Annotated in this window: 13 protein-coding genes and 1 tRNA gene; 13 read left to right on the top strand and 1 reads right to left on the bottom strand. The window is 69.9% G+C overall.

Annotated elements, in window-relative coordinates; translation table 11 throughout:
- The first annotated feature begins 4 nt into the window (after positions 1 to 4).
- From RF644_RS08055 to nrdF, 13 genes are all read left to right on the top strand, one after another.
- A complete protein-coding gene (locus RF644_RS08055) occupies positions 5 to 1,339 on the top strand; it encodes a glutamate-5-semialdehyde dehydrogenase (protein ID WP_368796136.1) in 1,335 nt (444 codons plus the stop codon).
- Positions 1,340 to 1,461: 122 nt separating this feature from the next.
- Complete coding sequence (locus RF644_RS08050; RefSeq protein ID WP_017834605.1) at positions 1,462 to 1,710, top strand: hypothetical protein; 249 nt, start codon at positions 1,462 to 1,464, stop codon at positions 1,708 to 1,710.
- A gap of 67 nt (positions 1,711 to 1,777) precedes the next feature.
- The gene (nadD, locus tag RF644_RS08045) at positions 1,778 to 2,452 is read left to right on the top strand and encodes a nicotinate-nucleotide adenylyltransferase (RefSeq protein ID WP_306460803.1); all 675 of its coding nucleotides are present in this window, start codon (positions 1,778 to 1,780) and stop codon (positions 2,450 to 2,452) included.
- Positions 2,452 to 3,348, top strand: a complete 897-nt coding sequence (locus RF644_RS08040; protein WP_368796135.1) for a hypothetical protein — start codon at positions 2,452 to 2,454, stop codon at positions 3,346 to 3,348. Before nadD ends, RF644_RS08040 begins: the two co-directional genes overlap by 1 nt.
- 131 nt (positions 3,349 to 3,479) lie before the next feature.
- Entirely contained in the window at positions 3,480 to 3,890 is a 411-nt protein-coding gene (gene rsfS / locus RF644_RS08035) for a ribosome silencing factor (RefSeq protein WP_017834607.1), read from the top strand.
- Positions 3,891 to 4,000: 110 nt separating this feature from the next.
- A tRNA-Ala gene (locus tag RF644_RS08030) sits at positions 4,001 to 4,076 on the top strand.
- Between the two features lie 240 nt (positions 4,077 to 4,316).
- On the top strand, positions 4,317 to 5,534 hold the full coding sequence (gene fdhA, locus RF644_RS08025; RefSeq protein ID WP_031283632.1) for a formaldehyde dehydrogenase, glutathione-independent: 1,218 nt from the start codon (positions 4,317 to 4,319) through the stop codon (positions 5,532 to 5,534).
- 106 nt (positions 5,535 to 5,640) lie between these two features.
- Positions 5,641 to 6,711 carry an App1 family protein gene (locus RF644_RS08020; RefSeq protein ID WP_035930000.1) on the top strand — a complete coding sequence of 357 codons (1,071 nt, stop codon included), beginning with the start codon at positions 5,641 to 5,643 and terminating at the stop codon, positions 6,709 to 6,711.
- A gap of 42 nt (positions 6,712 to 6,753) precedes the next feature.
- Positions 6,754 to 8,253 carry an aldehyde dehydrogenase family protein gene (locus RF644_RS08015; RefSeq protein ID WP_368796134.1) on the top strand — a complete coding sequence of 500 codons (1,500 nt, stop codon included), beginning with the start codon at positions 6,754 to 6,756 and terminating at the stop codon, positions 8,251 to 8,253.
- Between the two features lie 298 nt (positions 8,254 to 8,551).
- Positions 8,552 to 8,788: a glutaredoxin-like protein NrdH gene (nrdH, locus tag RF644_RS08010; protein ID WP_017834611.1), complete on the top strand. Its 237-nt coding sequence runs from the start codon at positions 8,552 to 8,554 to the stop codon at positions 8,786 to 8,788.
- Positions 8,789 to 8,862: 74 nt separating this feature from the next.
- Entirely contained in the window at positions 8,863 to 9,360 is a 498-nt protein-coding gene (gene nrdI, locus RF644_RS08005; RefSeq protein WP_081994584.1) for a class Ib ribonucleoside-diphosphate reductase assembly flavoprotein NrdI, read from the top strand.
- Positions 9,357 to 11,516: a class 1b ribonucleoside-diphosphate reductase subunit alpha gene (gene nrdE, locus RF644_RS08000; protein ID WP_035929990.1), complete on the top strand. Its 2,160-nt coding sequence runs from the start codon at positions 9,357 to 9,359 to the stop codon at positions 11,514 to 11,516. Before nrdI ends, nrdE begins: the two co-directional genes overlap by 4 nt.
- Positions 11,517 to 11,607: 91 nt before the next feature.
- Entirely contained in the window at positions 11,608 to 12,606 is a 999-nt protein-coding gene (gene nrdF / locus RF644_RS07995; protein WP_017834614.1) for a class 1b ribonucleoside-diphosphate reductase subunit beta, read from the top strand.
- 109 nt (positions 12,607 to 12,715) lie between these two features.
- On the opposite strand, the gene RF644_RS07990 is transcribed toward nrdF, so the two are convergent.
- Positions 12,716 to 13,441, bottom strand: coding sequence for a TIGR02206 family membrane protein (locus RF644_RS07990; protein ID WP_368796133.1), 726 nt, complete (start codon positions 13,439 to 13,441; stop codon positions 12,716 to 12,718).
- Between the last annotated feature and the right edge of the window lie 39 nt (positions 13,442 to 13,480).

Genomic DNA, 13,480 nt, shown 5'->3' with positions numbered 1-13,480 from the left:
TTCCGTGACCACCGACGAAGCCACCCGCACGACCGGCAAGGCGGTCGTGACCGACACCGGCGTCATCGCCACCTTCGGGGAGGACCCCGTCGCCGGCGTCGCCGCGATGGCCGACGACGCCCGGGACTCCGCCCGCGTCCTGGGCCGCGCCACCCGGGCCTGGAAGGACCGGGCGCTGCTCGCCATCGCCGACCGCATCGAGCGCAAGCAGGACGTGGTGCTCGCCGCGAACGCCAAGGACCTCGAGCGCGGCCGCGTGAACGGGACCTCCACGGCCCTCCTGGACCGGCTCAAGCTGGACGCCGAGCGGATCACCGGCCTGGCCGAGAGCCTGCGCGAGCTCGCCGCGCTGCCCGACCCCGTGGGCGGGTTCGTCCGCGGCAGCACCCTGCCCAACGGGCTGCGGATGCGCCAGGTGCGCGTGCCGATGGGCGTGGTCGGCGCCATCTACGAGGCCCGCCCCAACGTGACCGTGGACATCGCCGGGATCGCCCTGAAGTCCGGCAACGCGGTGCTGCTGCGCGGCGGGTCGGCCGCGGAGGAGTCCAACCGGGCCCTCGTGGGCATCATCCGGGACTCCCTGGCCGACGTGAAGCTGCCCGTGGACTGCGTCCAGAGCGTCGACGAGTACGGCCGCGAGGGCGCGAACGCGCTCATGGCGGCCCGCGGGAAGGTCGACGTCCTCATCCCGCGCGGCGGGCACGGTCTGATCCAGTCCGTCGTCCAGAACGCGAAGGTCCCCGTCATCGAGACCGGCGAGGGCAACGTCCACCTCTTCGTCGACCACTCGGCGTCGAAGAAGATGGCCGTGGACGTGGTCGTCAACTCCAAGACCCACCGCACGAGCACGTGCAACACCACGGAGACCCTGCTGCTGCACCGCGGCTTCGAGCACGGGGGCGCGGTGCTCGCGGCCCTCGACCGGGCCGGCGTCACGCTGCACGTGGACGAGCGGGCCGAGGCCCTGCTGCCGGCCGGCAGCCACCACCTGCGCGCCACCGACGAGGACTGGGGCACCGAGTACCTGTCCATGGACCTGGCCGTGAAGGTGGTGGACTCCCTGGACGAGGCGCTCCAGCACATCCACCGGTGGTCCACCCGGCACACCGAGGCGATCGTGACCAACGACCTCGCCTCCGCCGAGCGGTTCGTCGCCGAGATCGACGCCGCCGCGGTCATGGTCAACGCCTCCACCCGGTTCACCGACGGGGGCCAGCTGGGCCTCGGCGCCGAGATCGGCATCTCCACCCAGAAGATGCACGCGCGCGGACCCATGGGCCTGGAGGAGCTGACCACCACGAAGTGGATCGTCCAGGGCGACGGGCACGTCCGCGCCTGAGCCCCGGACGCGGCGGGCCCGCCGCGGATTCAGTACGATGAGAGCCGTCCGGGCCAGCCGGCCGAGGCGGCAGGGCCGTCCACCGACCACCCGCCGCCACGTCGGCGACAGAAGGGATCCCCATGTTCCAGCAGACCGTCACCACCGTCCTCGCAGCCGCCGAGGGCGGGCACGCCGCCGCCGAGGCCGGAGTTCCCCCGTGGGTCTGGGGCGCCTCCGTGTTCGTCGTGCTGATCGGCCTCATGGTGGTGACGCTCTCCTTCGCGAACCGGGGCCTCAGCCCGGAGGTCGGCCAGCACCAGGACCCCGCCGACCTGCCCGCGGACGAGCGAGCCATGCTCGACGAGTACGCGGCCAAGCGCCACGGCTGAGCCGGGGAACCCCACCGTCGTGACGACCGCTCCGCAGGACACCGCCGCCCGGACCCGGGACCTGCCCCTGACGGGCACGGCCGTCCCGCCCCGGAGGCCTGGCCGCACCCGGCTCGGCGTCATGGGCGGGACGTTCGACCCCATCCACCACGGCCACCTCGTGGCCGCCTCCGAGGTGGCGGGGGAGTTCGACCTCGACGAGGTCGTGTTCGTCCCGACCGGGCACCCCTGGCAGAAGGCCGCCGGGGCGGTGAGCCCCGCGGAGCACCGCTACCTCATGACGGTGATCGCCACGGCCTCCAACCCGCGGTTCACGGTCAGCCGGGTGGACATCGAGCGCGACGGCCCCACGTTCACGGTCGACACCCTGCGGGACCTGAAGCGGCAGCGCCCGGAGGCGGACCTCTTCTTCATCACGGGCGCGGACGTCATGGCGGAGATCCTGACGTGGAAGGGCGCCGAGGAGCTCTGGCAGCTCGCGCACTTCGTCGGCGTCACCCGGCCGGGCCACGACCTGGCCGCACCCGTGGGCTCCAGCGGCGTGAACCTGCTCGAGGTGCCCGCGATGGCGATCTCCTCCACGGACTGCCGCGCCCGCGTGGCCGAGCACAAGCCCGTCTGGTACCTCGTGCCCGACGGCGTGGTGCAGTACATCAACAAGTACGGCCTCTACCTCGGACCCGAGGACGGGACGACGACGGACCACGTCGGCGCCCGCGGCGTCTCGGCGAAGGCACCCTGATGGCCGGCGAGGACGACGTGCGGGACGGCGCCGCACCGGACCCGGACAGGACCCCGGCGCCGCCGCCGGCGCCCTCCGGGCCGGCCCCCATCATCGACCTCGGTGGGGACGGCGTGCCGGTCCGCCCCGTCAAGCCCCTCGGACCGCGGCGGCTGGCCCGCCTGCACCGCGAGCTGGCCGAGCGCGCCCGCGAACTCGAGGAGGCCGGCGCCGGCCCCGCGGACCCCGAGCTGCTCGAGAAGCAGCGCCGCTTCGCGGAGCTCGCCGCCCAGGCCGGCGCCGCGCAGGCCGACCCGGGCGCGGGCACCGCGGTCCGGGAGCCGGTGGCGGCTCCGGAGGCCCCGGCGCCCGGCTCCGCACCGGTCGTCCCGGGGCAGCCCGCTACGGCCCCGCGTCCCGCGGGGGCGCCGGATGACCCGCAGGATCCGCAGGATCCGCTCGAGCAGATCACCGTCGTGTTCCCCGGCGGCGGCCCGGACGGGCCGGACGGGCACGTGTCCCACGACCCGGTGCACGTCGACCCGGCCCTGTTCAGCAACCGGCTCGCCCCGGAGGACCTGGCGGCGCTCACGCACATCGAGATCGTCGCGCCCAGGGACCCCGAGCACCACGGCTCCACGCCGGTCGCGCCCGCCGCGGCCGCTGGCCACGAGGAGCACGGGCACGCGGAGGACCCACCGGCGGCTCCGCCGGGGGCCGACCCGTCCGGGCCCGCGGCGTCGTGGCCCGCGGCCGAGGACGATCCGCCGGCCGCCCCCGTGCCGGCCAGCACCGCCGAGGGGCTCGAGCTGCTGGAGCCCCGGGAGTACCGCCGCCGCACGAGCGGCGCCTGGTGGTTCCTGCTGCTGGCGGTGCTCGCGGCCCTCGCCGTCGTGCTCGTGCTGTTCGTGCTCTGAGCACCCCGCCGGCCCCACCGCACCGACCGTTCCCGCACCACCCGTACCTGCACCACCCGTTCTTGCACGACTCGTCCACTCCATCCGTCCCCACGGGACGGGACCTCCGGTTCGCCGGGAAAGGATCCTCCTTGACTGTCAACGATCTCTCCCTCTCCATCCTCCAGGTCGCGGCCGCCGCGGCGGACGCCAAGCAGGCCCACGACATCGTGGCCCTCGACGTCAGCGAGGCCCTGGGCATCACCGACGCCTTCCTCGTCGCCTCCGCCTCCAACGAGCGGCTCGTCAACGCCGTGGTCGACGAGATCGAGGAGAAGCTCGTCGAGCGCCTCGAGCTGCGCCCGATCCGCCGCGAGGGCCGCTCCGAGGGGCGCTGGGTGCTCCTGGACTACGGCGACGTCGTGATCCACGTGCAGCACGACGAGGACCGGGCGTTCTACGCCCTCGAGCGGCTGTGGCGGGACAGCCCCGTGGTGGACCTCGGACCGCTCTCCGGCCGGACCGCCGCGGCCCCCGCCACCGACGATTTGCCTGGAGCCTGATCGGCTGTCTACTATGAATGCGTTGCCCAGCGAGGCGCTGGAACAACCGGAACAGGGTGACTGTGAAGGAGCCCGTGAAGGTTGTGATAGTGTCTCCGAGGTAACGACCTGGGGCTGTGGCGCAGCTGGTAGCGCATTTGCATGGCATGCAAAGGGTCAGGGGTTCGAGTCCCCTCAGCTCCACCAGGAGGAAAGAGCCCGTTCCGCATCGCGCGGGGCGGGCTGTTTCGCGTCTTCTCAGCTTCCTTCCCTTCCGTTCGTTGACGCGTCCTGTTAGCGTCAGCACCACCGGCGGCCGTCCTCCGTGACCCGGGTCACAGCGAGCTCGAGGCCACAGCGTGGGGAGTTCCGTCGGGGACAAGGGCGTCGACGGTGGAGACCCGCCGTGGACTCCCGTGACGGACATCCACCACGGAAGAGGTCATGATGGCAGGGAACAGAGCGGTCGCCTACAAGGGTCCCGGCAAGGTCGAGGTCATCGACACCGAGTACCCGGAGTTCGATCTCAAGGACGCGCCGGGGATCAACCCGGCCAACATCGGCCGGAAGGTCCCGCACGGGGTCATCCTCCGGACCGTGGCCACCAACATCTGCGGCTCGGACCAGCACATGGTGCGCGGGCGCACCACGGCCCCCACGGACCTGGTCCTCGGCCACGAGATCACGGGCGAGGTCATCGAGTGCGGGCCGGACGTCGAGTTCATCAAGGTCGGGGACATCGTCTCCGTCCCGTTCAACATCTCCTGCGGCCGGTGCCGCAACTGCAAGGAGCGCAAGACCGGCATCTGCCTCAACGTCAACCCGGACCGGCCGGGCTCCGCCTACGGCTACGTGGACATGGGCGGCTGGGTCGGCGGTCAGGCCGAGTACGTGCTGGTGCCCTACGCGGACTGGAACCTGCTGAAGTTCCCGGACCGGGACCAGGCCCTGGAGAAGATCATGGACCTGACCATGCTCTCCGACATCCTGCCCACCGGCTACCACGGCGTGGTCACGGCCGGGGTGGGCGTGGGCTCGACCGTCTACATCGCCGGTGCCGGACCGGTGGGCCTGGCCGCGGCGGCCTCGGCGCACCTGCTGGGAGCCGCGGTGGTGATCGTGGGCGACATGAACGAGCAGCGCCTCGCCCAGGCCCGCAGCTTCGGCTGCGAGACCGTGGACGTCTCGAAGGGCTCGCCCGCCGAGCAGATCGAGCAGATCCTGGGTGTCCCGGAGGTCGACTGCGGCGTGGACGCCGTCGGCTTCGAGGCCCGTGGGCACGGCAAGGACGCCTCGCACGAGGCCCCGGCCACCGTGCTCAACTCCCTGATGGACATCACCGCCGCCGGCGGGGCGCTGGGCATCCCGGGCCTGTACGTCACCGGGGATCCCGGAGCCGTGGACGAGGCCGCGAAGAAGGGGTCCCTGTCGATCAGCCTCGGCACGGGATGGGCGAAGTCGCTGTCCTTCACCACGGGGCAGTGCCCGGTGATGAAGTACAACCGGCAGCTGATGATGGCGATCCTGCACGACAAGATCCAGATCGCCAAGGCCGTCAACGCCAAGGCCATCCCGCTGGAGGAGGCGCCGCAGGGCTACGCCGAGTTCGACGCCGGGGCGGCCACCAAGTACGTGCTCAACCCCAACGGCTACATCAAGAACTAGCCCGCGGACCCCGACCGCCCGCGGGGCGGGCCGCACCGGACCTCCGGCGCGGCCCGCCCCGCGGGCGCCGCCGTGTCCGCGGTGGGCCCTGTGGAAGACTGGGCGCATGGCCAAGAAATCCAGCAGCTCGGAGCTCAAGCAGACCGTCGACCAGGTCACCGAGGAAGCCATCAACGTGGGCTACCGCCTCGAGCAGCGGCTCCACCGGTTCCGGCAGCGGCGCGCCGAGGCCCGCGGGGACATCCCGGTCATGGTGGCCTTCGAGGGCTACGGCTCCGAGCACCACGTGCGGGTCCTGGGCCGGGCCCTGCTGAAGACCCGGGGGCTCATCGAGTCCACCGACGAGAGCGCCGAGTCCATCCGCGGCTGGCGCTCGTTCACCTCCGTGCCCATCGCCTTCGCCCACGTCAACATCTGGATCGACGAGTTCGAGTTCCACCTGGTGGCCGACAAGGGCGGGGTGGTCGACGTCGACCTGCAGGTGTCCCTGGCCCCCGGCGAGCACACCGTGTGGATGCAGACGGAGGGCTCCGAGACGGTCGAGTCCCGCGTGTTCGTCGTGGCCGACGAGCAGCGCATCGGGGTGGTCTCCGACATCGACGACACCGTCATGGTCACCGCCCTGCCCCGGCCCATGCTGGCCGCCTGGAACTCGTTCGTGCTCAACGAGCACGCCCGCACGCCCACCCCCGGGATGGCCGTCATGATGGACCGGCTGCTGCACCGCCACCACGAGGCGCCGTTCCTCTACCTCTCCACGGGGGCGTGGAACGTGGCGCCCACCCTGCGCCGCTTCCTCACGCGCAACGCCTACCCGGCCGGGGCCCTGCTGCTCACCGACTGGGGACCCACCACGGACCGGTGGTTCCGGGCCGGGGCCGCGCACAAGGTGCAGAACCTCGAGCGGCTGGCCCGCAACTTCCCCCACGTGCGCTGGATCCTCATCGGCGACGACGGCCAGCACGACCCCGAGATCTACAGCGGCTTCGTGCACCGCTATCCCGAGCACGTGGCCGCCATCGTGATCCGCAACCTGTCCCCGGCGGAGGCCGTGCTGGCCGGCACCCCGCTGGTCAACGAGGAGCGGCGGGTCACCATCCCCGAGGGCACGCTGTGGATCGAGGGCAACGACGGCGCCTCGATCTCGCGGCAGCTCGCGGAGCACGGCCTGCTCTGACCGGCGGGCTGCGGCGTCCGAGCCGGGCCCTACCCTGGACCCATGACCAGCACCCGCAGCACCCTCCCCGCCCCCGCACCGGCAGAAGATCCGGCAGACGTCCCGGCAGACCCCTCGGCGGACTTCCCGGCCGTGGACGCCGCCGTCGCCGGTGCCCGGGCGGCCTTCGTGCCCGACGTCGACCTCGCGACCCGGCTGGACCGGCTGCACCGGCTCGAGGACCTCGTGCGGGAGAACCGGACGGTGCTCGAGGAGGCGCTGGCCACCGACCTCGGCAAGCCCCCGGCGGAGGCGTGGCTGACCGAGCTCGGCTTCACCCTCGAGGAGATCGCCGGCATCCGCAAGGAGCTCGGCCGCTGGATGACCCCGGCCCGCGTCCCCGTCCCGCTGAGCCTCGCCCCGGCCCGCTCCCGCGTGGAGCACCAGCCGCTCGGGACCGTGCTCGTGATGGCGCCGTGGAACTATCCCGTCCAGCTCGTCCTGAGCCCGCTGGCGGGAGCGCTCGCCGCCGGCAACACCGTCGTCGTCAAGCCCTCCGAGGTCTCCGCGACCGTCTCCGGGGTGCTGGCCGAGCTGCTCGAGCGCTACCTGGGGGACTGCGTGCGCGTGGTCGAGGGCGGCGTGCCGGAGACCACGCGGCTGCTCGAGCACCGCTTCGACCACGTCTTCTACACCGGCAACGGGACGGTGGCCCGGATCGTGATGGCCGCCGCGGCCCGGCACCTGACCCCGGTGACCCTCGAGCTGGGCGGGAAGTCCCCGGTCTGGGTGGACGGCTCGACCGACCTGCGCACCGCCGCCCGGCGGATCGTGTGGGGGAAGTTCCTCAACGCCGGCCAGACCTGCGTGGCCCCGGACCACGTGCTCGGCACCCCGGAGACGCTCGCCGCCCTCGAACCGGAGCTCCTGCGGGCCGTGGAGGAGCACTACGGCGAGGACCCGTCCCGCAGCGACTCCTACGGGCGGATCGTCACCGGGCGCCACCTCGACCGGCTGGTGGGGCTCCTGGAGCAGGTCCCCGCCCACGACGTCGTCTGCGGCGGGACCGCCGAGCCGGGGGAGCGCTACCTCGCGCCCACGGTGGTGCGCTCCGCCCCGGACGGCCCGCTCATGGCCGAGGAGCTCTTCGGTCCCGTCCTGCCCCTGGTCCCGGTCGCCTCCGCGGAGCACGCCGTCGAGCTGATCACCGCCGGGGACAAGCCGCTGGCCCTCTACGTGTTCTCCGAGGAGCGCTCGGTCAAGGAGCTGTTCCGCCGGCGCACGTCCTCCGGCGGACTGTCCTTCAACGCCCCGCTGCTGCACCTGACCAGCCCCGAGCTGCCGTTCGGCGGCGTGGGGGAGAGCGGCACCGGCGCGTACCACGGGAAGTTCTCGTTCACCACGTTCTCCCACGCGCGCGCGGTCCTGGACAAGCCGCTCGCCCCCGACACGCTGCGGGTCGTCTACCCGCCCTACCGGGGCCTGCGGGCCCGCCTGGCGGCCGCGGCGGTCGGGCTGCGCCGGCCCCGCTGCCGGACCCGACACGCCGTGTCCGAAAATTAATCCTGTCCACCGGCCGGGGGTCCCGCGGTGCGCACAGCCTGTGCACAACGGGACCCCGGCGGCGGGATTCCGCGACCCCCCGCGGAGACCCCCTGTGGATGGCCGGCGGTGGTTCTGGGGATAGCGAGAGAGGAGCTGTGGACAACCTCCACCACTGCATCTAGGGGTCGCTTCCCCTTCCTGGCACTAGATGTAGTATTGAAATCAGCCACCCGGAGAGACCCCTTCACCGCCGCAGACCCTGCGGAAGTCCCGGATCTCCCCCACAAACCACCCGATCGACCAAGGGGAAACAGCGATGTCCGTGACCGTGTACAGCAAGCCGGCCTGCGTCCAGTGCAATGCCACCTACCGGGCCCTGACCAAGAAGGGCATCGAGTACAACGTCGTCGACGTCACCGAGGACGAGGCCGCCCTGGCCCACGTCCTGGCCCTCGGCTACCAGCAGGTCCCGGTCGTCGAGACGGCGACCGAGCACTGGTCCGGCTACCGCCCGGACAAGATCACCTCCCTGGCCGTCCTCCTCTCGGCCTGAGGCCGCAGCGCCGCCCGCTTCCCCGCGGCGCCCCGGTCCATCCACCACCGACCCCATTTCGGAGCGCGGAAGCAATGAGCACGCACCACCCCGGCACCCGTCCCGGGACCGCTCAGCAGGACCACGGCGACACCGCCGCGGCACCGGACAGCCACGCCCCACTGGTGGTCTACTTCTCCTCGGTCTCCAACAACACGCACCGCTTCGTCGAGAAGCTCGACGCCCGCGTGCTGCGCCTTCCTCTTCTGACCGGGGAGGAGCCCCCCGAGATCACCGAGCCCTTCGTGCTGGCCGCCCCGACGTACGGGCGGCCCAACGGCAGCGGGGCCGTCCCGCCGCAGGTCGTGAAGTTCCTCAACAAGGAGACCAACCGGCGGTTCCTGCGCGGCGTCATCGGCGCGGGGAACACCAACTTCGGGTCGGCGTTCTGCCTGGCCGCGGACAAGATCGCGGCCAAGTGCGGCGTCCCCGTCCTCTACAAGTTCGAACTCATGGGCACCCCCGAGGATGTCCACCAGGTAAATCAAGGATTGGAACAGTTTTGGCGACAATTTCCGCAGCTCCGGGCGTGAGCGTCGAGCCCGGCCACGAGGACACGCGCGTTCCCGAGAAGTACCGGGGCCTGGGCTACCACGAGCTCAACGCCCTGCTGAACCTCTACGACGCCGACGGCCACATCCAGTTCGACGCCGACCGGCAGGCCGCCCGGCAGTACTTCCTGCAGCACGTGAACAACAACACCGTCTTCTTCCACGACCTCGAGGAAAAGCTCGACTACCTGGTCTCGCACCAGTACTACGAGCCCGAGGTCCTGGCGAAGTACAGCATGGAGTTCATCAAGGAGCTCTCCAAGCGGGCGTACTCCCAGAAGTTCCGCTTCGAGACCTTCCTGGGCGCGTTCAAGTTCTACACGTCCTACACGCTGAAGACCTTCGACGGCCAGCGCTACCTCGAGCGCTTCGAGGACCGCGTGGTCATGGTCTCCCTCTACCTCGCCGACGGCAACGAGCTGCTCGCCACGCAGCTGGTCGACGAGATCATCTCCGGGCGCTTCCAGCCGGCGACCCCCACGTTCCTCAACGCGGGCAAGCAGCAGCGCGGCGAGCTCGTCTCCTGCTTCCTGCTCCGCATCGAGGACAACATGGAGTCCATCGGGCGGTCGATCAACTCCGCCCTGCAGCTGTCCAAGCGCGGCGGCGGCGTGGCGTTCGCGCTGACCAACGTCCGCGAGGCCGGGGCCCCGATCAAGAAGATCGAGAACCAGTCCTCGGGCATCATCCCCATCATGAAGCTGCTGGAGGACTCGTTCTCCTACGCCAACCAGCTGGGCGCCCGCCAGGGCGCGGGCGCGGTGTACCTGCACGCCCACCACCCGGACATCTACAGCTTCCTGGACACCAAGCGGGAGAACGCGGACGAGAAGATCCGGATCAAGACCCTGTCCCTGGGCGTGGTCATCCCGGACATCACGTTCGAGCTGGCCAAGAAGAACCAGGACATGTACCTGTTCTCCCCGTACGACGTGGAGCGGGTCTACGGCATGCCGTTCTCCGACGTCAACGTGTCCGAGAAGTACCACGAGATGGTCGCGGACGGCCGGATCACCAAGAAGAAGATCAACGCCCGCGAATTCTTCCAGACCCTCGCCGAGGTCCAGTTCGAGTCCGGCTACCCGTACGTCATGTTCGAGGACACGGTGAACCGGGCCAACCCGATCGACGGCAAGATCATCATGTCCAACCTCTGCTCCGAGATCCTCCAGGTCTCCGAGCCGTCCACGTACCACGAGGACCTGAACTACGACGAGGTCGGCAAGGACATCTCCTGCAACCTCGGCTCCCTCAACATCGCGCTGACCATGGAGTCCCCGGACTTCGGGCAGTCCGTAGAGACCGCGATCCGCGGGCTCACCGCGGTGTCGGACATGTCCGACATCACCTCGGTGCCCTCGATCGAGCGCGGCAACCAGATGTCCCACGCCGTGGGCCTCGGGCAGATGAACCTGCACGGCTACCTCGCCAAGGAGCACATCCACTACGGCTCCGAGGAGGGCCTCGACTTCACGAACATCTACTTCTACACGGTCACGTACCACGCGGTCCGCGCGTCGAACGAGATCGCGAAGGAGCGCAAGGCGGTGTTCGCCGGCTTCGAGCGGTCCCAGTACGCGTCGGGGGAGTACTTCACCAAGTACACCGACCGGGACTGGGTCCCGGCCACCGGGCGGGTGCGGGAGCTGTTCGCCGAGGCGGGCGTGCACATCCCCACCCGGGCGGACTGGGAGCAGCTCAAGGCCTCGGTCATGGAGCACGGCATGTACAACCAGAACCTGCAGGCCGTGCCGCCGACCGGGTCGATCTCCTACATCAACAACTCGACGTCCTCGATCCACCCGATCGCCTCGAAGATCGAGATCCGCAAGGAGGGCAAGCTGGGCCGCGTGTACTACCCGGCGCCCTTCATGAACAACGAGAACCTGGAGTACTTCCAGGACGCGTACGAGATCGGCTACGAGAAGATCATCGACACCTACGCCGCGGCCACCCAGCACGTGGACCAGGGCCTGTCGCTGACCCTGTTCTTCAAGGACACGGCCACCACCCGGGACATCAACCGGGCGCAGATCTACGCGTGGCGCAAGGGCATCAAGACGATGTACTACTCCCGCATCCGCCAGCTGGCGCTGGAGGGCACCGAGGTCGAGGGCTGCGTCTCCTGCATGCTCTGACCGCCGGAGCCCCGGCGACCACCCCACAACTCCCCGCGCGCGTCCGCAGGACGCGCGCGGGGGTCCACCCCGTTCGAGGAAGAGACAGATCATGACTCTGGAGAAGAGCGAGAGCATCGACAAGGTGCAGCTGCTCCACCACCAGGCCCAGGCCATCAACTGGAACCGGATCGAGGACCCGAAGGACGACGAGGTCTGGGACCGGCTGACCGCCAACTTCTGGCTGCCCGAGAAGGTGCCGATCTCCAACGACGTCCCCTCGTGGAAGACCCTCACCGCGGAGGAGCAGCAGCTCACCATGCGGGTGTTCACCGGTCTGACGCTGCTGGACACCATCCAGGGCACCGTGGGCGCCGTCTCCCTGATCCCGGACGCCGTCACCCTGCACGAGGAGGCGGTGTACACCAACATCGCGTTCATGGAGTCGGTGCACGCGAAGTCCTACTCCTCCATCTTCTCGACGCTGTCCTCCATGAAGGAGATCGACGACGTCTTCCGCTGGTCACGGGAGAACCCGTACCTGCAGAAGAAGGCCGACATCATCATCAAGTACTACAAGGGCGACGACCCGCTGAAGAAGAAGGTGGCCTCGACTTTGCTCGAGTCCTTCCTCTTCTACTCCGGGTTCTACCTGCCCATGTACTGGTCCTCCCGGGCCAAGCTGACGAACACGGCCGACCTGGTGCGCCTCATCATCCGTGACGAGGCCGTGCACGGCTACTACATCGGCTACAAGTTCCAGCGGGCCATGGCCCTGGAGTCCCAGGAGCGCCAGGACGAGCTGAAGCTCTACACCTACGAGCTGCTCGAGGAGCTCTACGAGAACGAGGTGCGCTACACCGAGTCCCTCTACGACGGTGTCGGGTGGACCGAGGACGTCAAGAAGTTCCTGCACTACAACGCCAACAAGGCCCTGAACAACCTGGGCTTCGAGGCGCTGTTCCCCAAGGAGATGACGGACGTCTCGGCGGCCATCCTGTCCGCGCTGTCCCCGAACGCCGACGAGAACCACGACTTCTTCTCCGGCTCGGGCTCCTCCTACGTGATCGGCAAGGCCGTGAACACGGAGGACGAGGACTGGGACTTCTGATCCCGGCCTGAGCCATGCGGACGACGACGGCGGTCCGGTCCACCTTCCCGAGGTGGGCCGGACCGCCGTCGTCGACTGGCATGACGCGGTGCCGTGGTGCCGTGCTGCCTCAGCCTTCCGCACCGACCCGGGGCTCGGCCGCGCTCTGTCGCCGGCTCGTCCACGGCCAGGTGATGAGCGCCCAGGCCACGGCGATGATGAGGAACTCGACCAGCAGGTACCACGGCCAGGGCCCGAACAGATCGAGGATCGAGGGGTTGTCCGGCTTGCCGTTGAGGAAGCCGTAGTTGGTCCCCAGCCAGCTGTTGAGTGCGAAGGCAGCCACGGCCCACGTGACGGTGACGACCATGGCCAGGCGGTAGCTGCCCCAGCCGACGCGGCCACGGCGTCCCCAGACCAGGTACAGGGTGGCCCAGAGGACCAGGATGTGCTGGACCCAGAGGTCGATGAAGTCGATGTGGGGGAAGTCCGGCGAGTCGAGTGCCGGGGTGAGGATGGCCTGCGGGTTGAGAGTCAGTCCCCAGTAGTAGGTGAGCGCCGTCGCCCAGTGGGCCCGTGTCCACAGGGCGATGACAGCGACCATCCACGCGAGGTCCGAGAGGTGGACCGGCAGAGAGATGTGGACGTCGAAATTGTCCGGCACCGACCGGTAGACGAGCATCGTCACCGTGTACGTGGTCAGCACCGCGGCGAAAGCCCGAGAAAAAACCACATCGGCCGCGGAATCCCGAAGGCGGCGGCCCAGCATCACCACGACCACAGCCCCGAGGACGCAGACGCCCAGAGCAGCCCAGTAAGTAGGGCCGTAGGGCACGAAGACCTCCTCGTTCGGCATCGCCGTCTCCCCTCCACCGGGTCTCCTGGGTGGTGCGCC

Origin of the sequence: Kocuria sp. CPCC 205258 (assembly GCF_040981005.1) — a bacterium.
GTDB classification, from domain to species: Bacteria; Actinomycetota; Actinomycetes; order Actinomycetales; family Micrococcaceae; genus Kocuria; species Kocuria rosea.
This window is presented reverse-complemented; position numbering and strand designations above follow the sequence as displayed.

Coding starts and splice junctions, on each gene's coding strand:
- RF644_RS08020 (WP_035930000.1), top strand. CDS start 5,641: ATGGCCAAGAAATCCAGCAGCTCGGAGCTCAAGCAGACCGTCGACCAG.
- RF644_RS07990 (WP_368796133.1), bottom strand. CDS start 13,441: ATGCCGAACGAGGAGGTCTTCGTGCCCTACGGCCCTACTTACTGGGCT.
- RF644_RS08015 (WP_368796134.1), top strand. CDS start 6,754: ATGACCAGCACCCGCAGCACCCTCCCCGCCCCCGCACCGGCAGAAGAT.
- RF644_RS08050 (WP_017834605.1), top strand. CDS start 1,462: ATGTTCCAGCAGACCGTCACCACCGTCCTCGCAGCCGCCGAGGGCGGG.
- nrdH (WP_017834611.1), top strand. CDS start 8,552: ATGTCCGTGACCGTGTACAGCAAGCCGGCCTGCGTCCAGTGCAATGCC.
- fdhA (WP_031283632.1), top strand. CDS start 4,317: ATGGCAGGGAACAGAGCGGTCGCCTACAAGGGTCCCGGCAAGGTCGAG.
- nrdF (WP_017834614.1), top strand. CDS start 11,608: ATGACTCTGGAGAAGAGCGAGAGCATCGACAAGGTGCAGCTGCTCCAC.
- nrdI (WP_081994584.1), top strand. CDS start 8,863: ATGAGCACGCACCACCCCGGCACCCGTCCCGGGACCGCTCAGCAGGAC.
- RF644_RS08040 (WP_368796135.1), top strand. CDS start 2,452: ATGGCCGGCGAGGACGACGTGCGGGACGGCGCCGCACCGGACCCGGAC.